At 47.4% G+C, this 21,654-nt stretch carries 17 protein-coding genes; 8 read left to right on the top strand and 9 right to left on the bottom strand.

Annotated features, from left to right (window positions below):
* Positions 1–72: 72 nt before the first annotated feature.
* Positions 73–888, top strand: a complete 816-nt coding sequence (locus tag PN498_RS22885) for an acyl-CoA desaturase (protein WP_272065729.1) — start codon at positions 73–75, stop codon at positions 886–888.
* A 204-nt stretch (positions 889–1,092) separates the two neighbouring features.
* On the opposite strand, the gene PN498_RS22880 is transcribed toward PN498_RS22885, so the two are convergent.
* Together PN498_RS22880 and PN498_RS22875 are read right to left on the bottom strand one after the other, a co-directional pair.
* Entirely contained in the window at positions 1,093–3,222 is a 2,130-nt protein-coding gene (locus tag PN498_RS22880) for a serine/threonine-protein kinase (protein ID WP_272065728.1), read from the bottom strand.
* Positions 3,223–3,667: 445 nt separating this feature from the next.
* Positions 3,668–5,383: a sensor domain-containing protein gene (locus tag PN498_RS22875; protein ID WP_272065727.1), complete on the bottom strand. Its 1,716-nt coding sequence runs from the start codon at positions 5,381–5,383 to the stop codon at positions 3,668–3,670.
* A 455-nt stretch (positions 5,384–5,838) separates the two neighbouring features.
* Here PN498_RS22875 and PN498_RS22870 point away from each other — a divergent pair, with 455 nt between their 5' ends.
* Positions 5,839–6,576 carry an AzlC family ABC transporter permease gene (locus PN498_RS22870; RefSeq protein ID WP_272065726.1) on the top strand — a complete coding sequence of 246 codons (738 nt, stop codon included), beginning with the start codon at positions 5,839–5,841 and terminating at the stop codon, positions 6,574–6,576.
* A complete protein-coding gene (locus PN498_RS22865) occupies positions 6,573–6,893 on the top strand; it encodes an AzlD domain-containing protein (protein WP_272065725.1) in 321 nt (106 codons plus the stop codon). Before PN498_RS22870 ends, PN498_RS22865 begins: the two co-directional genes overlap by 4 nt.
* Before the next feature lie 36 nt (positions 6,894–6,929).
* Here the strand turns inward: PN498_RS22865 and PN498_RS22860 are convergent, their stop codons facing one another.
* The 3 genes from PN498_RS22860 to PN498_RS22850 form a co-directional block, all read right to left on the bottom strand.
* Positions 6,930–7,595 (bottom strand): glutathione S-transferase family protein, encoded by a 666-nt coding sequence (locus tag PN498_RS22860; protein ID WP_272065724.1) that lies wholly within the window; start codon positions 7,593–7,595, stop codon positions 6,930–6,932.
* Positions 7,596–7,892: 297 nt separating this feature from the next.
* The gene (locus tag PN498_RS22855) at positions 7,893–9,398 is read right to left on the bottom strand and encodes a carotenoid oxygenase family protein (protein WP_272065723.1); all 1,506 of its coding nucleotides are present in this window, start codon (positions 9,396–9,398) and stop codon (positions 7,893–7,895) included.
* A gap of 93 nt (positions 9,399–9,491) precedes the next feature.
* Positions 9,492–10,922 (bottom strand): folate/biopterin family MFS transporter, encoded by a 1,431-nt coding sequence (locus PN498_RS22850; RefSeq protein ID WP_272065722.1) that lies wholly within the window; start codon positions 10,920–10,922, stop codon positions 9,492–9,494.
* Positions 10,923–11,619: 697 nt separating this feature from the next.
* On the opposite strand from PN498_RS22850, the gene PN498_RS22845 reads away from it, so the two are divergent.
* Both PN498_RS22845 and prfC read left to right on the top strand, forming a co-directional pair.
* Positions 11,620–12,096: an Hsp20/alpha crystallin family protein gene (locus PN498_RS22845; protein WP_272065721.1), complete on the top strand. Its 477-nt coding sequence runs from the start codon at positions 11,620–11,622 to the stop codon at positions 12,094–12,096.
* A gap of 203 nt (positions 12,097–12,299) precedes the next feature.
* The gene (prfC, locus tag PN498_RS22840; protein ID WP_272065720.1) at positions 12,300–13,934 is read left to right on the top strand and encodes a peptide chain release factor 3; all 1,635 of its coding nucleotides are present in this window, start codon (positions 12,300–12,302) and stop codon (positions 13,932–13,934) included.
* A 105-nt stretch (positions 13,935–14,039) separates the two neighbouring features.
* On the opposite strand, the gene PN498_RS22835 is transcribed toward prfC, so the two are convergent.
* From PN498_RS22835 to lpdA, 4 genes are read right to left on the bottom strand one after another with little or no spacing between them, the layout of a single operon-like run.
* On the bottom strand, positions 14,040–14,873 hold the full coding sequence (locus tag PN498_RS22835) for a Uma2 family endonuclease (RefSeq protein WP_272065719.1): 834 nt from the start codon (positions 14,871–14,873) through the stop codon (positions 14,040–14,042).
* A gap of 56 nt (positions 14,874–14,929) precedes the next feature.
* Positions 14,930–15,169 carry a DUF5340 family protein gene (locus tag PN498_RS22830; RefSeq protein ID WP_272065718.1) on the bottom strand — a complete coding sequence of 80 codons (240 nt, stop codon included), beginning with the start codon at positions 15,167–15,169 and terminating at the stop codon, positions 14,930–14,932.
* 42 nt (positions 15,170–15,211) lie between these two features.
* Complete coding sequence (gene trpC / locus PN498_RS22825; RefSeq protein WP_272065816.1) at positions 15,212–16,096, bottom strand: indole-3-glycerol phosphate synthase TrpC; 885 nt, start codon at positions 16,094–16,096, stop codon at positions 15,212–15,214.
* 8 nt (positions 16,097–16,104) lie between these two features.
* Complete coding sequence (gene lpdA / locus PN498_RS22820) at positions 16,105–17,538, bottom strand: dihydrolipoyl dehydrogenase (protein WP_272065717.1); 1,434 nt, start codon at positions 17,536–17,538, stop codon at positions 16,105–16,107.
* Between the two features lie 170 nt (positions 17,539–17,708).
* Here lpdA and PN498_RS22815 point away from each other — a divergent pair, with 170 nt between their 5' ends.
* The 3 genes from PN498_RS22815 to PN498_RS22805 all read left to right on the top strand — a co-directional run bounded on the left by PN498_RS22815 (position 17,709) and on the right by PN498_RS22805 (position 21,612).
* Positions 17,709–18,347 carry a YdcF family protein gene (locus PN498_RS22815; RefSeq protein WP_272065716.1) on the top strand — a complete coding sequence of 213 codons (639 nt, stop codon included), beginning with the start codon at positions 17,709–17,711 and terminating at the stop codon, positions 18,345–18,347.
* A gap of 310 nt (positions 18,348–18,657) precedes the next feature.
* Positions 18,658–19,473 carry a Uma2 family endonuclease gene (locus tag PN498_RS22810; protein WP_272065715.1) on the top strand — a complete coding sequence of 272 codons (816 nt, stop codon included), beginning with the start codon at positions 18,658–18,660 and terminating at the stop codon, positions 19,471–19,473.
* A gap of 300 nt (positions 19,474–19,773) precedes the next feature.
* Complete coding sequence (locus PN498_RS22805) at positions 19,774–21,612, top strand: ShlB/FhaC/HecB family hemolysin secretion/activation protein (protein ID WP_272065714.1); 1,839 nt, start codon at positions 19,774–19,776, stop codon at positions 21,610–21,612.
* Positions 21,613–21,654: the final 42 nt, after the last annotated feature.

Genomic DNA, 21,654 nt, shown 5'->3' with positions numbered 1-21,654 from the left:
TGCTTTCTACATTCGTAGAGTTCATTCTCCTATGGGTCTAGTTTTTTCCTGTCCAAAACTTGAGAAATTCGAATGACAGTTGCACGTAGTTTTGAAAAGCCAAGCTTTAACTGGCCGACTGCCATTTTTATGGTGGTTATCCATGGGCTGGCACTGCTCGCATTTATTCCCGGTAACACAACTTGGGGGGCTGTCGGCGTTGCCCTAGTTCTACACTGGATAACAGGTTGTTTAGGTATTACTCTCGGGTGGCACCGTCTCATTGCCCACAGAAGTTTTCAAGTCCCCAAGTGGCTAGAGTATTTCTTCGTGACCTGTGGTGCTTTAGCTTGTCAGCATGGCCCAATTGTCTGGATTGGTCTTCATCGTCATCATCATCGCTATTCTGACCAGCCCAGCGATCATCACGATGCAGGCAAAGGATTTTGGTGGAGCCATATGGGTTGGTTGCTTAGAGAGGTGCCTGCCCAAGCTGAGATTGACAAGTTCACCCGCGACATTGCCGACGACCCTGTGTATAACTTTTTTGAAAAATACTTTTTAGCCTTGCAGCTACCCCTGGCAGTTGTCCTATACCTGACGGGCGGCTGGGCATTTGTGATTTGGGGTATTTTTGTGCGCCTAGTCGTGGTCTATCACTGCACCTGGTTTGTCAACAGCGCCACTCATAAGTTTGGCTATCGCACCTTCAAAACGGACGATACGTCGACCAACTGCTGGTGGGTCGCTTTAGTCACCTATGGAGAAGGCTGGCACAACAACCACCACGCTTATCAACATTCAGCCCGGCATGGTCTGAAATGGTGGGAGTTTGATATCACCTGGATTCATATTCGTTTGTTACAAAGCTTGGGACTGGCACACAAAGTCAAAGTTGTGGATTCATGAGCTACTCATCAAATCGAAAAGTAGTGATGTAGTATCGCTAAAAATGTAGGTTGGTTTGAGGCCTAAGAAAACCCTGCGAAACGATATGCGGTCTGGGTCTAGGCATGGAGAAGGCAAGGTCTAAACTCCGTTCAATACCAACCTACCTCTTTAAATGAGTCACTTCATTTTTAAGCCAATTCAGCGGAATTCTGTAACCACACGTTAATTGGAATTCACTGACCAAGTTTTGATAGCCGGATTTTCACGACTAGCCGTCAATAGTTGCCTATCGGACGGCAGAATGATGTGATCGACAGGCATATCAAACCCGGTGTAGACCGCTAGTAACTCTCCAGAAGCAACTTTCCAGGCTCTGACCGTTTCGTCAGCGCTGCCGCTGGTGACGATCTGTCCGTCTCGGCTTATGGTCAGAACGTTGACGTAACTGTCATGCCCAAGTAAAGTTTCCAAAATTTCGCCCCTTTCAAGATCCCACCGCTTTAGGGTATTGTCTGCACTGGCGCTAAACAAGAATCGACCATCGGGACTAACGGCGATTTCATTGACGAAACTAGCGTGACCTTCCAATAGCTTCGTCTGTTCTCCAGTCTGTAAATTCCACTGACGAATCGTTCGATCTGTCCCGCCACTAATGATGTATTGTCCATCGCTAGTGACTGCAAGGGTATTCACGGCACCACTGTGACCCTCTAGCGTTCGCATGATTGCTTGGCTATCGATATCCCAGACTTTGATAGTGCCGTCGGAGCCACCACTCACTAGCATCTGGCCATCTGGATTCCGAACGAGCGCATTGATAGGGCCTGAATGACCAGGAAACTCGGCAATTTTATCGCCTGTTTCCATACTCCAGGCAACCATAGAACCATTGGCACTACCGCTATAAAGGGTCTGTTCATCAGGACTAACGGCGATCGCATTGACAAATGTTCTGTGCCCTACAAAGGTCTGCAACTCGGTACCCGTACTCAGATCCCAAAGCCGAATCGTACTATCTGCACTGGCACTCAAAAACCGTCGTCTGTCTGACAGGAGCTTTAGAGCATTCACTGAATTGCCGTGAGCGGAAAAGGTGCGAAGCAGTTCTGCACGAATCTCAGGCGCGTCTTCATCAGCAGGCACATCCGGCGGAATAACCTCAGGCGTCGAGTTTTCCAGTGAAGACGAAACCAAGGCCCGATGACGACCTAAAATGCCTAATCCGACAAAAGCGATCGCGGCAACCACCACTCCCCCTGCGATTAGCCAAGTCCAATAGGTCACGCTGGAGGTCGGACTGGCTACGGCAGCGTTCGATTTCAGCGCTGCATCGGGCTGCTTTTGACGAGACCGCTGGAGACTATTGGCTGAACTCGCGCTATTTATGGGAGGTGTTGTTTCGGCAAAGAGTGCACCCGCATCGTTTTCGGGTGACGCTTGCTCTAGCGACAATTGGTAAAGCCGATCCAGAATTTCCTGGGCTGTTTTAGGACGATCAATAACCCGAGGTGAAATCAAGCTATCAAGCAGAGCAGCAAAACCCTCAGACAGGGGAAGCGCATAGGATCTCCAGTTGAAGCTATTGAACAGCGGATCATAGAGCGCCGTATCATTAGGCGATCGCCCTGTTAACAGATAAATGATCGTTCGCCCCAAGGCATAAAAATCAGACTGAGGAACGGCCTGGCCTTGTTCTTGCTCGGGTGGCGTATATCCGGCAGAGCTGATGGTCGTAACGCCTAAACTACCGATCTGAGCCAAGTAGGTCTGACTCATTTCCCGTGCTGCCCCAAAATCAACTAGTACTAATTGACCACTAGAACGCAGCATAACGTTGTCGGGCTTGATATCACGGTGAAAATAATTATGTTGGTGTACGCGCCGCAGGATTTCTGTCAGCTGAGAGAGCCATCGAAATGCTTGTCGCTCGCCGATAGGGTGATTGCCCTGCTGCTGCATCCACTGCAATAGATTAGGCCCATCTATTTTTTCCATGACGATACAGTGCAGTGGAATCTCACTGCCTTTGGGACGATAGGTGAAATAACCATCCTGTTCTACAAAGGGGACTCCAGCATGATTGAGTTGACTTAAAACATCCGCTTCTTTGCGAAACAGGGTTAAAACCTTCGGATTTTCACTGCGATCGCGCTTCAGAACTTTAAGGATTTTAGGAATGTCCTGCTGATATGCTTCGTAGACCGTACCAAAACCACTATTGTTGCTGAGCAAGCGCATGACTCGATATCGCCCCTGCAACAGCAGCCCTGAACCACAAGCGTGACAGGTAACGCTGTGGCCATTGTTCGGATGAGCAGGTTGAGGACAATCAGGATTGATGCAAAGGCTCATAGATTATTCACAAAATGGAAGATGCGTCCCTACTTTAAGGATGAACTACTGAGAGACCCTAATCACAATTTAGAAAGAAGACGTTAGAAAATGCGAATAGCACAATCCAGAACAGCTGACTCTAAACAGGAGCAATTCAAAAATAGACTAGCAACACTGAGCCTACTGATACATGAAACCGAAAGTCCTTGCCGAGTATAGCTGAAGAGCTTGAAACTTTAGCACCTTTTAATACTGTTTAAGTCCCAAGTCCACTGGGCTTTGCTGAAATAGCTAAACCGGATCCATCAATCTGCTTTAGATCTCAACAGTTTCATTTGACGAATTAGCCTATATCCAAATCTTTTTGCATATCTCATTTTATGCTGTCAAAACCTAGATTGCTACTGTTATTCCCGCTTTGCCACCAGCAATAACGGCTAGAAAAAATCCAAATACGTCTCTCCTAGTTATCCGCTTTGTTTAAGCTTGAGCAATTGTTGACTTGTTGCTTTATCAGGGCTTCCACAGCAGATGACTTCAAGGGTCTTGAGAATAAGTATCCCTGCCCTGATTCGCATCTTAGAGCTTTGATTTGAGCGAAATGTTTTTGAGTCTCGATGCCTTCGGCTACTACTTCTAATCCTAAATTCCAAGCTAGCCGAACCATAGACTGTAAAATCTCCAGCTTTTCGAAGTCAGAATCAGCATTTTCCAAAAAGGAGCGATCAATCTTTAAAGTGTCGAACGGAAACCTATGAAGATAGCTCAATGAAGAATATCCGGTTCCAAAATCGTCAATTGAAAGTTTAATGCCCATCTTTCTGATTGCTTCTAAAATTTCAACAATGGAAGATGAATTTTCAATTAAAACGCTTTCAGTGATCTCGATGACTAGGCTTTTAGGAGAAAGATTAACTATTTGCAAGACATTTGAAATCTCTTCAAGAATACTGTTTTGAGAAAACTGTTTGCTAGACATATTAACACTGACAAATAGTTGCTGAGCTTCAGGAATTGTCATTTGCCACTGCTTCAGTTGACGACATGATTCTTCGAGTACCCATAGTCCTAAGGGAATAATCAATCCTGTCTTTTCGGCCAGCGGAATGAATCTAGAGGGCGGCAAGAGTCCTTTTTCAGGATGCTGCCATCTCACTAAGGACTCTACTCCAATAATGGTTTTATGTCTCACTGAGAAAATAGGCTGATACTCTAAAAAAAGCTCTCTATTGGCGATCGCTTTCTCAAGGGCAATTTCTAAATAGAGGGTGTTGCTGATATCGGTTTGATTAGGATCTTCAAAGACACAATATTGCTTACTAGGAGACTGTTTTGACTCTTGCATAGCGCTCTCTGCCTGCCTTAGAAGAGTCTCGGCATCTAAGCAACAATGACTTCCAAGACTGATGCCGATGTCAACTGATCCGCTGTAATCGACTGTCCTGGTCTCGGAGAGTGTTAACAACGAGGTATGAATATCTTGAGCGATCGCCGTGACTTGTGAATATGAAATAACATCTTCAACTAAGATCAAAAACTCATTCTCTCTGATTCTAGAAAGAGTATGCTCAGGTTCTAGAACCTGTTTAAGCCCATCAATAACCTCTAGCAAGCGTTTATCATTTTGCGGACATGGATACTGTTTATGGGAGGTATTACGGTGCTGAACTGACAAAGACAGAATGGCGATACGTATGTTATTGCGTTGGGTTCGAATTAATGCATGTTTGACTCGATCTACAAACATTGCATGATTCACTAAACCGATTTCGTTGCTATAGGATAGTGCCTCGGACTCTTGGAACGATGTCTTTTTATAGTGAGTGATGTCGTGAATGATTAGCATACCTCCCTTGAAGTTCGTTTCAGGGAGGATAAATGGATGACCCGTTATAGTTAACCATCTATCCTCTTCCAGGTAGGATGCTCTCAATAAAAACTCGCGATCGCAAAAGCTTTTATTCAATAAAACTTCTTCAAAGGGAGGTGAGAATATTGGTGATTGACTATCAGCATTCACTTTGCACAAACAGGCAGAAGAGGTTCTTTCAAATAAAACTGAAAGCTCATCTCCGAACAGCATGTGCGATGCTTTATTCGCAAAAACAATTTTTGATTGGTGATCCGCAATTACAACAGCATTACAACAGTCTCTAAAGAGGTTGGCGAATGCATCCATTTTGACAACTCACAGGTCGAGATATAGGAGAGGTAAGACTCAGATAAATAGCGACTATTCGTCTTAAGATATGAGCTTCATTCTTTTAGAAATGTCAAACGTTTAGATTCGGTGTTTCGCGTACGGTCATAATTCCCTATGCCCACTAAAAAAACACAGAAAACTCAAGACTGTTTAATAATCGTGTCCGTAGATTGATGGGTTTGAGATCATTAAGTATCTGAACATCACGTGTGGAGTCGTCTTTAAAGGAAGCTAAAGATTGACTGCGACTTCACACTATTTCATCAAGATTGGGCTCGTCAGGTTTTCCCATGTTTTTGTTACAAAACAACGTCCCAGAATCTGCTGAAGCATCAATAAGCCTGTTGCTCTTTAAACGAAAAAACGTTCAAGACAACAGATGACTGGGTCCAATACCCTGGAGCGTAGTAATTGATTGAACTGACAACCTAATGACAACCGCGACAGATCGATTCCAGCCGATTTCCCCTTGGCAAGAGTTTTGGGCAGGCGTACGGCAAACGATTCCACTCATTATCGGTGCCATTCCATTTGGGGTCATTTTCGGTACCCTTGCGCAAACCAATGGCCTGTCTTTTGCTGCTGCTCTGGCAATGTCAGCCTGTGTATTTGCGGGTTCATCACAGTTTATTGCCCTGGGGTTGCTAGGTACAGGTTCACCTATCGGCATCATTATTTTGACAACTTTTGTGGTCAACTTGCGACATTTACTCTATGCCATTGGGTTGGTGCCTTACCTCAAATCCCTGACTCAAATATGGAGGATTGTTCTAGGCTTCTGGCTCACCGACGAGACCTTTATGGTAGCTATCCAACGCTATCGCTGCAGCGATAGCTCTTCTCAAAAGCACTGGTTCCAATTAGGTTCAGCCCTAGCAATGTACAGTAATTGGCAGCTTTGTACATTAGTGGGTCTCACCTTAGGGCAAAGACTACCCAACGCTGCAAATTGGGGCTTGGATTTTGCGATGGTTGCGACCTTCATTGGGATGACGATTCCCTACCTCACGACACGTCCAATGTTAGCGACAGTCGTCGTATCAGGCGGATGCGCTCTGATAGCGCGATCGCTACCTCATCAGCTAGGCATTATGGTGGCTGCAATTGTTGGCATTAGTGTTGGCGTCATCTTGGAAAATTACTTACAGACAGGAGATGTTGTCTCATGAACTGGGCTGAAATCGTCTTAATTAGCGGCATGACATTAGTCACGTTCTCCACTCGCTATCTCGTTTTAGCAATGAGTGGTAAATTTCAACTCTCACAACGTTTGCTTCAAGCGTTAAACTATGTCCCTCCCGCTGTTTTAACCGCCATCATTGTCCCAGCAGTTCTCGTGGAGGGGGATACCCTGTCTCTTGGGCTGACTAATCCTCGTTTAGTGGGTGCGATCGCTGCTCTAGTAGTTGGTTTCTGGCGCAAAAATCTACTACTCACCATTGTGGTTGGCATGGGGGCTTTTCTACTGTGGCAAGCTATCGTGTAGACGTTTTGCCTAGTCTTTGGGCAAGTGCATGCACCCTCAAGATCGATTGGCGTGAGCATCAATGAAGGGAAGAGTTTCTTCCTCAGCGACGGCATCCTGTGTCCAGTCCTGAATCGCATCTAGCTCTTGCACCAACGTGACAAACTGCTGTGCTTCAGGAATCAACTCAATGCCATACGTCACAAACCGTAAAGCAACCGGAGCATACATAACATCTGCGATCGAAAAATCACCGCAGAGCCAAGGTCCACCATAACGTTGAAAGCAGTCTTGCCATAGCGTTTCGACTCGCTCTATTTCGGATCGCGTTGTGCTTGAAAAATCATCCCGCGATCGCTGCTGACATAGGCGTAGATTTTGCGGCAGTTCTTCACGGATCGCCATAAATCCTGAATGCATTTCAGTCGCAATTGATCGAGCATGAGCTTGGGCAACGCGATCGCCCGGCCAACCGACGATGTCAGAATAATTCTCCCGAACATACTCCATGATGGCGAGGGAGTCCCAGACGGCAATATCACCATCAAGCAGCACAGGAACCTTCCCCGCTGGAGTATATCGTTTGATTTCTGTCTCCCACTGCTCGGTAAACAAAGCTAAGCGAATTTCTTCAAAATCCACATTGCTCTGCTTGAGAAAAAGCCATGCTCTTAGGGACCAAGAGGAGTAATTTTTGTTGCCGATAATCAGTTTTAGAGACACCGCGCTGGTTCCCTGCAAAGAACATTGAATTTATCCCAGAACCCACAATAGAGCCGTAGTCACTCAGCTTGAGACATTGTGAACACGAGATAGTTCACTGTGAAAGATTGATAGCTTTAGCGATTCAGGCTTGTGCATTAAATAGCATTCGGGTGCTTAGCGCACATTGCCTGATGGCTCGCCGTATTGTCCTAACGGATTTGGCGACGGCTATGGTTCATCCTTCTGTCATCTACTGTCTGTCTTTTGGCTGTATCTTCGGGAGTTTTGACAGATTACCGCCTCTGACCGTTCCTATCAAGCGGCTGTTGGCCCAAAGTAAGTGGATGTAAAGCTACCGTGCAAACCGTAGGGAACATGGTGCTTAAGTTTCAGGCGGGCAATGGGACCATTTTGAATGTTCTTAGCATCCAGAATGATCAAGTCAGAGCACTGTCGCGCAGCATTATAAGTTAAGCAAAGAACCCAGCCATCATCCTCTACTGTTCCATCAGGACGAGGCACAAATATCGGTTCACCCATAAATCCGCGAGGGGCCTCACTCCAAACGTGCTCTTCACCCGTTTCAAAATCTTTCTTCAAAAGCGCTTGCAGGGGCGCATTACCGCTGGGTCTGTGAGCCGCGCCAATATACAAATACCGATAAGGCTGTCCTACCTGCTGAGGATGCAGGGTTGGGAACTCACAGCAGCGCGAAATTAAGCAGCTTGCATCATCAACAGCTTCGGTGTCTAGATCGAGGGTGAAGCGCCATAGCTGTCCTTCCGGTACTTTAGAAAAGTCAACGTCTTGATACGTTGTTCCCTCATCCAGTGTGGGAAAGCCCTGATACACAATCGAATCGACAAATACCTTGCCGGCTTGCTCAAATGCATTTGCATGGTGGAAAACGAACCCAGCAGGAGCATCTATAAATTGAACGGGAGTCTCTCCATTCCGAGGAATGACGATAATCTTTGTGGCAGCCTTCGGATTGAGTTGAATGCATTCTCCAGCCCCCTTCATGCCTAGAACAAAGGGAAACGGATTAAAGCTGACTGGATTTTGAAAGAAAACGACATAGTTTGGCGTGACCACGAAGTCGTGCATGAAGGCGAAGCCAGGAACACTGCGATGGTAGGATTTCACGCAGTTTCCAGAGATATCGAACTCGTGGATTGTGATGGTGCTGGACAAACCTGTCTTAATCGAAAAATTGACTAGGCGAGGTTCTTGGCCCTGATCGGGATTACCCGGGTCAATTTTAGGATGAGCTGCAAATGCATCTCCGGGTTGCAGAAGACCATCAAGATAGTCAAGTCCAATGGTCTCCAGCGTCTCAGGATCCAGACGATGAGGTTCAGCTGCTTCCCATAGTGCTAAAAGCTTATGGCCCCAGTAGATGATGTGAGTATTGGCAATATTCTTCAGCCGCAGGTCGAACATATTGGCCCACAATCCCCCAATCTTTTGGGTGCCAAAAACGCCGCGATACAGAGGCTTACCTGCTTCTTGCTCTGCTACATATCCTTCAGTTCGCACAAAGCGATTGCGGTAATACGCCTTGCCATCCTTGAACGCAATGCTACTGATCATGCCGTCCCCATCAAAAGGATGTCGGATCGGATGACCACCAATATCTAACAGTCCCGGACCATTGCGAAACAATGTTCCTTCCAGAGCAGTAGGAATCTCGCCTTCAATGTCATCAATCCAATAGGCGTATTCTTCTGGTTGAGAGCGATAGCCACTACGCCAGTCATCTATTTGGAAGGAAGGGCTTGAAGTAGCTTCAGCACTGTGGGGAGAAGGCAACGTTTGCATAGGTCTATGAATCAGCAATATAGGGCATGAAACGGCAATTGGACAAAAAGAGTGGATGTGAGATAAGGAATTCTCTGTCAACAGCGATCGCGTCTACGACGATTCAGCTTCAACAGCGCCTATTGGAACCGCGATCGGTTCTTTGACCTTGAAATTAGAGGATATTTCAGGGGTTTCAGCAGCCGGTAACGATTCGTAGATCGTCTCCTCATTCGGTCCTTGAGACGAAGCCTTGGGTAACAGGAACAACAGCGGTAAAGGCAAGAGAGTAGACAAGTTTGTCAACGTGACTAACAGCCAAAGATTTTCAAAATTAGTTTCAGTGACGCCTAGCCAATGCGTCAGTATTGCACCTAACTCATGGGAAAGCAGACCCGCTAAATTTAGGATTGACATCAATAAAGCGAAGAGAGTTGCTTCTACCCCAGAGGGACAAATCCGAGCAGACAGAACTAGCAAGGGCATAAATGAAATTTCGCCCATCACAGTCAAAATAAGGCTGTCACCCAAGCTAAACCATTCATCTGGGATACCCAGCGATCGATTGGTGTGGGTCACGAGCAGCAACATGGTGAACCCAAGTACTGTCGAGAGGATAGTTGACCAGGCAAAAATACTTCTAAAAGGAACCGATTTCAGAAATCGCTGAAAGATCCAAATTCCAATCAGAGCAGCAATGCTCGTCACTAATCGTACTCGCCCTAAAAACTCAGGCTGAAACCCCAAGTCATTAGTTGTAAAGAAGAAGAAAGCCGATTCTGCTGTGGGTGTGGCTTGCCACAGAAAGATGAAGAGCGCTGGCATCCAAATCACTTTTTGAGTAATCGCCCCCTTAAGCTGCTTAATCTGCCCGCCAATAACTTGCCAAGTAGAGGTTTCAGTCACAGGATCTTCTGCAATTAACCAAGCGACCAAAGAAACGATGAGTGGAAAGGCTGCGGTAATACCAAAGACATATCGGGTGCCAACATACTCCAGTAACAAGCCGCCTAGATAGGCAGTAATCACTCCGCCGACTGCCGAAGCTCCCCAAGCCAATGACTGTAGCGATCCGGCCTCACTCTGAGATTCATTGCGAGCACGCTCAACGACGAGGGAATCCACAATGACATCCCCGATCGCTACCGACAAAGAGCTCAGCGTGATAGCTGCAATAGCAGCCCAAGCTGTATTAACCAAGGTGGCTAGAGCTAGCCACGAAACCGCTCCTAGGAGTCCTGATAGGACTAGATAGGGCCGACGTCGATAACCCAAAATGGGAAATCCGTCCGAAAAGAACCCTAGCAAAGGCTTCACCGTCCACGGAATGGAAGCGATGCCCGTTAGCGCAGCAACTTCGGCTGGGGTCAGTCCCAGGTCATCTTTGAGGAAGAAACTAACTGCCAAGCGAGCCAGGCCTAGAATGCCCTGGACAAAATACACCAGCAAAATTGCAGCAAGTTCTAGAGACAACTCTTGCCCAAACAGCACTCGCCTCTCAACGAACTGCTTAAGCTTGCCTTGATTGATAGAAAATACAGTCATGAAGACGGATTGTTAGGTCAACGATCTGCTGAAACAGTAGGTCGATTCGGAATATTGCGGTTTGTTAATTCTCTACATCATAAACACTTCCTTGAAAACAGACAGCGACTTCTACCTGCCGGGTGAGGTATGGCTGTCGTTAGCTCAGTTATGACAAGACGGCGAGCCATCTGGCTATGCGCTCAGCACCTGGATGCCATTGGGTGCATAAGCCTAGATGATTCAAGCTATAAGACGTGGTGGAGCTAGAGAAGCGAAGGTATCAGGAAACGAGGGTTGAGCTACAGCCAACATAAATAAGGCAGGGGGTTAAACAGCTAGTACCGCTACGCGGAATTCAAAATTCAAAATTCAAAACCAAAGCAGAAATAAGGCAGGGGGTTAAACAGCTAGTACCGCTACGTGGAATTCAAAATTCAAAATTCAAAGTTCAAAACCAAGGCAGATAAGCTTTCCGAGCGTTTCATAGGGTGAGCCTACTTCTGCCGTAGTGTACTAGCCCTCAATTTCATCGTGTATCCCTCGTTTTCGACCTTTACAGGATGATTACGGTTAACCCAATCGTGTGAGGTTCGGCGTAAAACTTCGACATCCCGGTGGGGTTCTTGACACTGTTTTTCCTAAGTTCAAATCTGCATCATATAAGTCATAGAGAGCTTGAGAAGACAACGCTCAACTGAGACTTAGGAGATATCAAATGATTGTTCGTTACTGGCACCCTTTCCAAGAAGTTGAAACGCTTCGTCGTCAGCTAGATTCTGTATTTAACGAAGTTGGTAGTGCTATCGAGAGGGCCCCTTTTGCCTGGACTCCAGCAGTTCGTTTGACTGAAGACAGCGATCGCTATCAATTAACCGTTCAACTATCTGGCATTGAGTCCGACGCCATTGATGTACAGGCCACTCGTGAAGCAATCGTCATTTCTGGTGAGCGTAAGCGGTCTGACGTGGCCGAAGGTGAGCGTATCCTACACGACGATATGAACTATGGTGAGTTTCGTCGCGTGATCAACTTGCCTAAACCCATTCAAAATGACGCTGTTGAAGCAAACTTTGACAACGGTTTGCTGACGTTGACGCTTCCTAAAGTTGAAGATGTTCGCAACAAAGTTGTGAAGGTCAACTTGGGTCAACATGACAACACAGCTGAGGAACTACCCCAAGCTGACGCTTAGTTAGCAGTTCAGTAGGTTAGTCAGTCATGATGCAGGGGCAGCGATCGCTGCCCTTTTTTGCTGTTTCCTGAGGTTGGAAGCGCAAAAACATCGAAAGACGCTTGTCTGTTTGAGCCTTACGCACTTTGGAAAAGGTCAGACGCTTCACGTAAAATAAAGGAACAACCTGACAATTGCCCGACCCCTATTTTTATTGAGCATTTATGGCAACATCTTTGGTCTCTCCAGCAGCGTTAAATTCAGAGGTTGAGAAGCGGCGAAACTTCGCGATTATTTCTCACCCGGATGCGGGTAAAACAACCCTGACAGAAAAGCTGTTGCTTTATGGAGGTGCCATTCACGAAGCAGGGGCAGTGAAAGCTCGACGCGCTCAGCGCCATGCGACATCTGACTGGATGGAGATGGAGCAACAGCGGGGTATTTCTATTACCTCAACGGTGCTGCAATTTGACTACCATGACTATCGCATCAATTTACTAGATACGCCGGGTCACCAAGACTTCAGTGAAGACACCTATCGAACATTGGCGGCAGCCGACAATGCCGTCATGTTAGAAGATGCGGCCAAGGGACTAGAGCCTCAAACTCGCAAGTTATTTGAGGTTTGTCGAATGCGATCGCTCCCCATCTTCACATTCTTCAACAAGATGGATCGTCCCGCTAGAGAACCTTTAGAGCTGTTGGACGAAATTGAGCAGGAATTGGGCTTGCAGACCTATGCGGTGAATTGGCCCATCGGCATGGGCGAACAATTTCGAGGCGTGTTTGATCGTCGGACAAAGCAATTTCATTTGTTTGAGCGGACAGCTCACGGTAGTAAGGAAGCCTCCAAAGTCATTGTAGATTTGGGTGATCCTCGCATTGAAGAGTTAGTTGATCAATCGCTCTACTATCAGTTCAAAGAGGAACTGGAGATGATTGAAGAACTCGGCCCGGCTTTAGATTTGGATGCTGTTCATGCAGGACAGCTCACACCTGTTTTCTTTGGCAGCGCCATGACCAATTTTGGCGTACAGCTGTTTTTGGATGCGTTTCTGGACTATGCCTTGAAGCCAGGGCCCCGCACTAGTACTCAAGGAGAGGTTGAACCTACTAAAGAGGACTTCACAGGATTTGTATTCAAGCTCCAGGCCAACATGGACCCCAAGCATCGTGATCGCGTCGCATTCATTCGGGTCTGCTCTGGCAAGTTTGAGAAGGATATGGTGGTCAACCATGCCCGATCTGGTAAAAACGTGCGCCTGTCTCATCCGCAGAAGCTCTTTGCTCAGGGTCGCGAATCGCTGGACGAAGCCTTTCCTGGTGATGTCATTGGTTTGAATAATCCTGGGGTTTTTGCGATCGGCGATACGATTTATCAAGGGCAAAAGCTTGAGTACGAAGGAATTCCCTGCTTTTCTCCTGAACTCTTTGCTTATCTCAGAAATCCCAACCCCTCGAAATTCAAGCAGTTTCATAAGGGGGTTACGGAATTGCGAGAAGAGGGAGCAGTTCAAATTATGTTTTCAGCGGATGAGACCAAGCGTGATCCCATTCTGGCAGCCGTAGGCCAGCTTCAATTTGAGGTTGTACAGTTTCGATTGCAGAATGAATATAACGTTGATACGCGCTTGGAACTATTGCCTTACAGCGTTGCTCGTTGGGTTGAAGGTGGTTGGGAAGCTTTAGAGAAAGCTGGACGCCTCTTTAATACAACAGCCGTTAAAGATAGCTGGGGACGCCCTGTTCTGCTCTTTAAGAATGAGTGGAATGTGGGACAAGTGGAAGGGGATCATCCTGAACTGAAGCTTAGGAATACTGCACCTGTGGTTTCTGGGCAGCAGGTCGCGGATTTGTAATGGTCTCTTGAATTGGTGTGACAAGCATAGGGGACACGATATGTTGTCGTGTCCCTACACAGCTACGCTTTTCCCAATAAGTTGATTCCTTCGCCAGTGGTAGAGTTATTCGGACTCGGGATCAATGCCGAGTGCCCTCAATTTCTCAGCCAGACGATCGGCTCGCTGCCGCTCATTTAACGTCTGCTGTTGTTCATGGACCAAGGCATTTTCGGCAGCTTCAGCTCGCTCTTCAGGGGTGGGAATCCATTCGTCGTTTTCATCGAACCATCGTAGCCAAAGCCGCTCACAGCCCTCATAGATTCCTTGCCAAACGCCTAAGCCCAGGTTCAGGTCAGGGAACCAAAATCGATTATTCGACAAGTCCAGTTCTTGATAACGACCGCTGGTGAGGTGGAAGACGCGGAATCGGTCGGTGTAGCGGTCAAAGACGACGTAATAAGGAATTCGTAGAATTTGCTCGTAGACCTGCCACTTTTTAGGTGGACGATCGCCTAACCGATCAGGTGCTCTGAGGTCGGGTTCTTTGAGATCAGGAAGCATCCCCAAATCTTCCTTTTCGGTTCCTGGTGAAAGGAGTTCAACCACAACAAAAGGGCTAATCCCCTCCTGCCAAATCACATAACTTAGTCTCAAATCGGTGCCTTTGTAGAGACGTGGAACACCGAGCACCAAAAACCAATCAGGTCGTTTATACCAAAGCTGATGATGAACGTCGTAATAGAGGTTCATATCAGTGGCTGTAAATATTTTATCCGCAGCGTATTCTTTGAGACGCAGTGTGGCGCTAAGAAGCTGCGGTTGAAAATCGTGAAATTCGTCTGGCAAGCCCGGCTCCTCTGGATTTTCACTCGGCAAATCATACATCGTTGGTAAGGTTTCCCACGGTGGCCGAGGAGGGTCAGTCTGCTGAGTCGGGTATTTGATGTAGTACGTCATGAATTCCCTCCCTTAATGCAGCAGTTGGGCTTATTTGAGCAAACAAAACGAAAACGCTATTCCTTAACAGGATTGTCGTTGAGCGACCATCGGTAATCAATTTTGACCCCGAGGCGATCGCAATCTTCCTCTAGCTTTCGCTGTTGGGATAGTGCTTTTCTTAGCGTAATGATCAGTTCATCAACATCGTGTTTTAGTTCAGGTTCTTCATAGACTGCGAACAGGGTTTGTCGCTCTAATAATTGCAACAGAAGTTCGTAGTGCACATGAGACGGTAGAGGGAGAGGCTCGCTCATAGAGAAATCGACAAACTTAAAAGTAATGAATTGTTGTGGGTGTCAGGGATAGAGATGCGCGATCGCCTCTACTAAATTATTCTGCCGCATTAGAGATTCACCCACCAAAATACCCTGTGCGCCTGCCTGGTGAACTTTAGCAACATCGTTGGGTCGATGAATGCCGGATTCACTGATCACAAAAATGGCCCGTTCCTCAATCTCAGCTTGTCTGGCCTGAAGGAGCGTTTCCGAAACCTCCAAGGAGGTCTGAAACGTCTCCAGATTACGATTATTGATCCCAATGAGGTGAACCGTATCAATTGCGAGTGCTCGGTCTAATTCAGCCAGTGTATGAACTTCGACCAGTGCCCTCATGCCTAGCGCTTGGGCAATACGGGTGAAGTAACGCAGATCCTCATCGCTGAGAATAGCGGCAATCAGAAGAACGGCGTCCGCTCCTTTAACGCGCGCCATATACATCTGATAGGGATAAATGATGAACTCTTTGCAGAGCACGGGGAGATCAACGGCAGTTCGGACTTGAGTCAAATAATCGAAGCTACCTTGGAAAAAAGTTTCGTCCGTGAGAACAGAAAGACAGGTCGCCCCACCCGTTTGGTATGCCTGAGCAATCGCAACGGGATCAAAGTCCTCACGAATCACACCTCGGCTAGGAGACGCTTTTTTGACTTCGGCAACCAGGGCGGGAGTGCGATCGCTGTTCTGTAGAGCCGCTAGAAAATCCTTGGCGGGCGGTGCACTCAGCACTTCTCGCTGCAAATCGGCTAGCGATATTTGTTGACGCTGGCGCTTCACCTCTTTCTCTTTTTGCCAAACAATCCGTTCTAGTATGTTTTGTGGTTCAGCACCGGGTGCCTCAATTTTGTAAGTCAGACTTTGCACAGATACCTTGGGGTAGGGAGACCGCCGACGAATTTCCATAATCACTGGCCTCAGGCGCTAACAACAGCACGCTTGAATGCTTCATCCATCACTTCTGAAAGTGTGGGATGGGTATGAACACAATAGGACAAAGCGGTTACAGTCTGCCCTTGAGCGATCGCATTGGCAGCTTCTTGAATTAAATCCGAGGCGTGTAAACCCAGGATGTGTGCACCCAGAATTTCTCCGGTATCTTTGCGGTAGATGACCTTTGCTAAACCATCAGATTCCCCTTCTGCCAGCGCTTTGGAATTGCCTTTGAAATAGGTTTTAACCGTCGCGATCTCATAGCCTTCTTGGTCTGCCAGTGCCTTGGCTTGGGGTTCCGTCAGTCCTACAAAGCTGACTTCAGGGTGTGTAAACGCCGCTGCTGGAATGCTGCGATAGTTGACAGTGCGGGACTCACCACAGATATTCTCCACCGCAACAACTCCCTGAGCGGATGCTGCATGGGCTAGCATCATCTTGCCCGTAGCATCCCCAATCGCCCATAGGTGAGGAATCGGTTCACCGTCTCTCAGAACTCTAAGCTCATCATCAACTGCGATAAAGCCTCGGCGGTCCGTTTCAATGCCAACTCTTTCCAGGCCAAGATCCTTGGTTGCGGGAATGCGACCAGTGGCGACAAGGCAAGCATCCACTTCCAGGACATCGACAATCTCTTTCGTCTCACGATCTGCCAGCTCGATGACGACAGGCGATCCTGGTATCACTTTCATCGCCAACACACCTGCCCGTGTTTCCACATCTCGGGGACCGATGAGAACCCGCTGTGCAACCTTAGCAATATCAGGATCAAAGGTTGGCATGACTTTGTCCAAGGCTTCTACGAGCGTGACCTCAGATCCTAACGCCGTGTAGATATCGCAAAACTCTAAGCCAATGTAGCCACTCCCAATAATGGCAACCCAAGACGGCAGCCATTCTAATTTCAACGCGCCATCGCTCGTAAAAACAGTCTTGTTATCGATTTCAATCCCAGGTGGAACAAAAGGAACCGATCCGGGTGACAGCATCACGTCTTGAGCCGTCAAGGTCTGCTCTCCCGCTTCTGTCTTGACAACTACTTTTTGTTCTCCCGCCAGTTGTCCCCAGCCATAGATGACATCAACGCCTAGCCGTTTGAGGCTATTGCTCATATCACCTTGGATCTTGCTAACCAAGTTTTTAGCATGGTCGGAAATAGCTTGTCGATCAAAAGCAATATTTCCAACTTGGATGCCTAAAGAATTGAGATGATGGGCATTCTGAAGTTCTCGAACGCGCCCCGAGGCAGCCAACAATGCTTTCGACGGAATGCAACCGCGATTCACACAGGTGCCACCCATATCCGCTGCTTCAATGATTGCCGTTTTTAGACCTCGCCGCACTGCATGAATTGCAGCACCGTGGCCTCCTACACCTGCACCAATAATAATTAAGTCGTAGTCAAACGCTTGACTCACAGTTTTCTCCTAGCCAATCGCAGCGAACGTTAGAATACCATTCTGTCTTAGCCACCGTCTCGTTATGGGCTATCAGCAAAACAGTTCCTCTATTCTTGACCAAAGAGGGTGAGTAAGACAATACACGGTGCAACTCTCGGTCAGACGAATTCATATCAGGAATTTTTGCCATGGCTGAACTGGATGCAGTTTTGATTCCGGGTGGAGGGGTCTCAGCCTTTGGAGAAGTGGTGCCTTGGGTCAAGGCAAGATTGGATCGGGCGATCGCCCTCTCTCCCTCAACCACGTTCTTCATTCCCCTCAGTGCTGGCACAACCCATAAACCACCACCCTTAAATCAAAAGGGATTTCCTATTCTGGAATCAGTCGCCGCTGCTGAATACTTGGTTGCACAGGGTGTGCCTGATTCGTGCATTTTGCCCGAGACGATCTCCCTGGACACTATTGGAAACGCTTATTTCGCCAGAGTGCAGCACACCGATCCCCTTGGACTCCAACGCTTACATGTCATTACCTCTGAGTTTCATTTACCCAGGGTTGAAGCCATTTTTAATTGGATCTTTGGCATTTCTGACGCCCGCAATCCCTATCAGCTCACTTTTGAGGCGGTTCCCAATATTGGCATCTCACTGGACGTTTTAGAGACCCGGCGTCAGCGGGAGGCTGCTAGCTTGCAGCAGGTCGAGGATTTGCGATCGCACCTCACGACACTGGCTGAGATCCATCGTTGGCTCTACACAGAACATGAAGCCTACGCTGTTTCTAAATCGCCTCGTCGTCTTAAAGATGCAGCCTTGAAGACTTACTGAACATTGGCCTCCAATACTGTTGCCTACCCAAGAGGTGAATTCTAAAAGTCCTATCACGCAGACGAGGAGGGTATGATTCGTAGCCAAACGTTGCCAGGCTTGTGGCTAATACACTGCGGCAGAAATAGGCTCATCATTCAAAACACTGAAAAAGCTTATCTGCCTTAGTTTTGCAGAGCTTTCCTCTTCTCGCAGAGTATTTTGAACTTTGAATTTTGCATGCCGCGTAGCGGCACTAGCAGTCGATGACCTTTGCTAGCCATCAACATTGATCGGTTTAGAATAAACAGAACGTCGCTGGGACTGATCGATGACTTCACAACAGGTGCGGGCTAAGGAAGCGATCAATGAGGATGGTGTCGTTACTGAGTTGGATATTGGTCACTTAGTCATTGAAGACGACACCCCAGTGGATAACTTTCAATCTGAACAGCAGCAAAGGCTTTTAGTGGAACCGCTTTACAGTTCACAAGCCGTACCTACCCCCTTTTTGGCTGCCGCTAATGTCGGTCTCTTTTATAAGCTGTATGGAACACCTATCGTACCGGATGCAATGCTGAGTCTGGGGGTACAACGACCAGATGCCTATGCTGAAAAGCGCGATCGCTCCTATTTTGTATGGGAGTTTGGCAAAGTTCCAGAGGTCTGTATTGAGATTGTCTCTAATCAAGAGGGAGATGAGATTATCCTCAGTCCGCGATCGCAACAGAAAGGAAAATCGGCCAGTAAAAAGGAACGCTACGCCCAAATAGGTGTGCATTATTACGCTGTGTTCGATCCTTTGCAGCAAATCCAAGACGCTGAGAACATGAACGGTGCACTGCTGCGGGTTTGGATGATTTCACCTGTGGGCTATCGTGAATTAACTCCAGACGATGGAATCAAGATGACTGGACAACCCGTTTGGTTAGAGGGCGCGGGGATTGGACTCACCCTCTGGGAAGGCCAATTTGAAGAAGATACTAGTCGCCTATGGCTGAGGTGGTGTGATCAGCAAGGAAATGTGATTCCAACTGGAGCCGAAGGACAGGCCCGAGAACGCCAGCGGGCCGAGGACGAACGCCAGCGAGCAGAACGATTGGCAGAACGCTTGCGAGCACTGGGTGTTGATCCAGATGAAGTGTAAAGTCCAGTTTTGTTGTTTTGTCGATCAAAATTGGAAGCAAAAGACGCTATTTGTTAAGTTCTAAACATCTAGGAAGTCAGATTAGGTGTTGATAAAATCTACTTTTTGATCCTCTATAAATTGATCTTATAGAGATAGCTTTAGGAGCAGATCTCTAACTTTCTCGCAAAAGGGTTAGTCAATATTTTCTAAGCAATAGAAAAAACTTCAATTGGTTCTAAAAACAAGAGCTGATAGAGTAACCTTAGCTTGTTGTGGTTTAAGTTGTATTACCCTTCAACCATTAATGCATGTTTGGTTATGGCTATTGTTAATTGCTCTATCGATCGCATTGTCCAAGCCAGATATAATCCTTGGCATCGGTATCCCTTTTTCTTAATAGGAATGTTGAGTGGTTTGTTGTTGGGGACGCTGCCGGTTTCTAGAGTCGCTGTAGCAACTGAGCGAGACACTGTTCTCTCGAAGTTAACTCAAGACGCCGCTTTATCTGAAAACGAATGGTTAGCTCAGACGGTCATTGATCCACCTCTAGAAGAGCCCCAGCCGGAGCCTCCTCTGCCTGAGCCTGAGCCTATTCCAGAACCCGATGATGTCCTGACGATTCCTGCCCCAATAGAAACGTTAGTGCCGCTACCTGATGATGAGGTGCCGGAATCGTTTGTCGTGACGGAATTTTCATTTGTAGGCAATACTGCATTTCGTGATGAAGAATTGCAGGCCATCGTAGCTGACTTTCGCGATCGCCCCATCACATTGAATGATCTCTTTGTTGCTCGGGCACTCATCACCCAAACCTATCTCGATGCGGGATACATCAATTCAGGCGCTTATCTGCCTATCCAGCGAATCGAGGAAGGCATTGTTGAAATCCGGGTGATTGAAGGACGATTAGAAGAAATCAATATTGAAGGGTTGAGGCGACTGCAACCCGAGTATGTCCGAAAACGTATTGCAGCCAGAACCGGACAGCCTCTGAATGTCAACGACATCATTGAATCGCTACAGCTCTTACAGCTAAATCCTCTCATTCAAGAGATCTCGTCTCAACTTTCTCCAGGAACGATGACTGGGGGTAGCGTCCTTAACGTAACGGCAGTGGAGGCCGATGCGGTATCAGGTCAAGCAATCTTAGATAATTCGCGATCGCCTTTAGTCGGTAGCTTTCGACGTCGCTTCGTATTTTCTCATAACAATCTGTCGGGGCACGGCGACCCATTTTCCGTGGGATACAGCAACACGGACGGTAGCAACAGCTGGGATGTTCGATATGCGTTTCCCTTCAACGCCTACGACGGAACGATAGAGTTTTTCTATAGTGGCAGTCGTAGTGAGATCATCGAACCCGATCTCAAATTTCTGGGCGTTGAGTCCAATTCTGATGAGCTAGAATTTGGCATTCGTCAACCTATTGTGCAGACGCCTAGACAGGAAGTTGCTTTGGGATTGTCTCTGAGCCATCAGTGGGCTGATAGTTCGTTCCGGTTGGACGGATTTCCTCGATTGCCCTTAGTTACGGCTGGTTCGGATGCGGACGGGAATACTCGTCAGACCGCAATTCGATTCACTCAAGAATGGATTCTGCGAGAAGTCAATCAGGTGGCGGCGGTGCGATCGCAATTTAGCTTAGGTACCACTTGGTTTGGAGCAAGTGATAATCCTGGTGATCTGCCTGACAGCAATTTTTTTAGTTGGCAAGGACAGGCACAGTATGTCCGAATTTTTGAAGACGATATTTCGCTCTTTTTGCGGCTAAACGCTCAGTTTGCCAACAGTCCACTCCTAACAACCGAACAGTTTCGCTTGGGTGGACAAGGCAGTATTCGCGGTTATCAGCAGGATCAGTTCACGACGGACAACGGCATTTTTGCCTCAGCTGAGGCCCGGTTTCCCTTGATGACCATTCCTGAGATTGACAGTACATTTCAGGTGGCTCCCTTCATTGACTATGGTGTGGGCTGGAATGAGGACGGCAACGATAGTGAGGCTCTACTATCCATTGGTGCCGGTATCCTTTGGCAGGTCGGCAATCGATTCAATGCTCGGCTAGATTACGGCATTCCCTTAAGTGGGTCTGAACCTTCAGGGGATTCTTGGCAAGAACACGGAATTCTGTTCACGCTGACGGGGGAGCTTTTTTGATTTCTCCGTAACAACCCGCAAAAAAGAATGCCGTCTGATGAA

It is taken from the genome of Oscillatoria sp. CS-180 (assembly GCF_028330965.1).
Lineage (GTDB): Bacteria > Cyanobacteriota > Cyanobacteriia > Phormidesmidales > Phormidesmidaceae > Halomicronema.
Note: the sequence above shows the minus strand (reverse complement) of the source record. Positions and strands in the feature narration are given on the sequence as shown.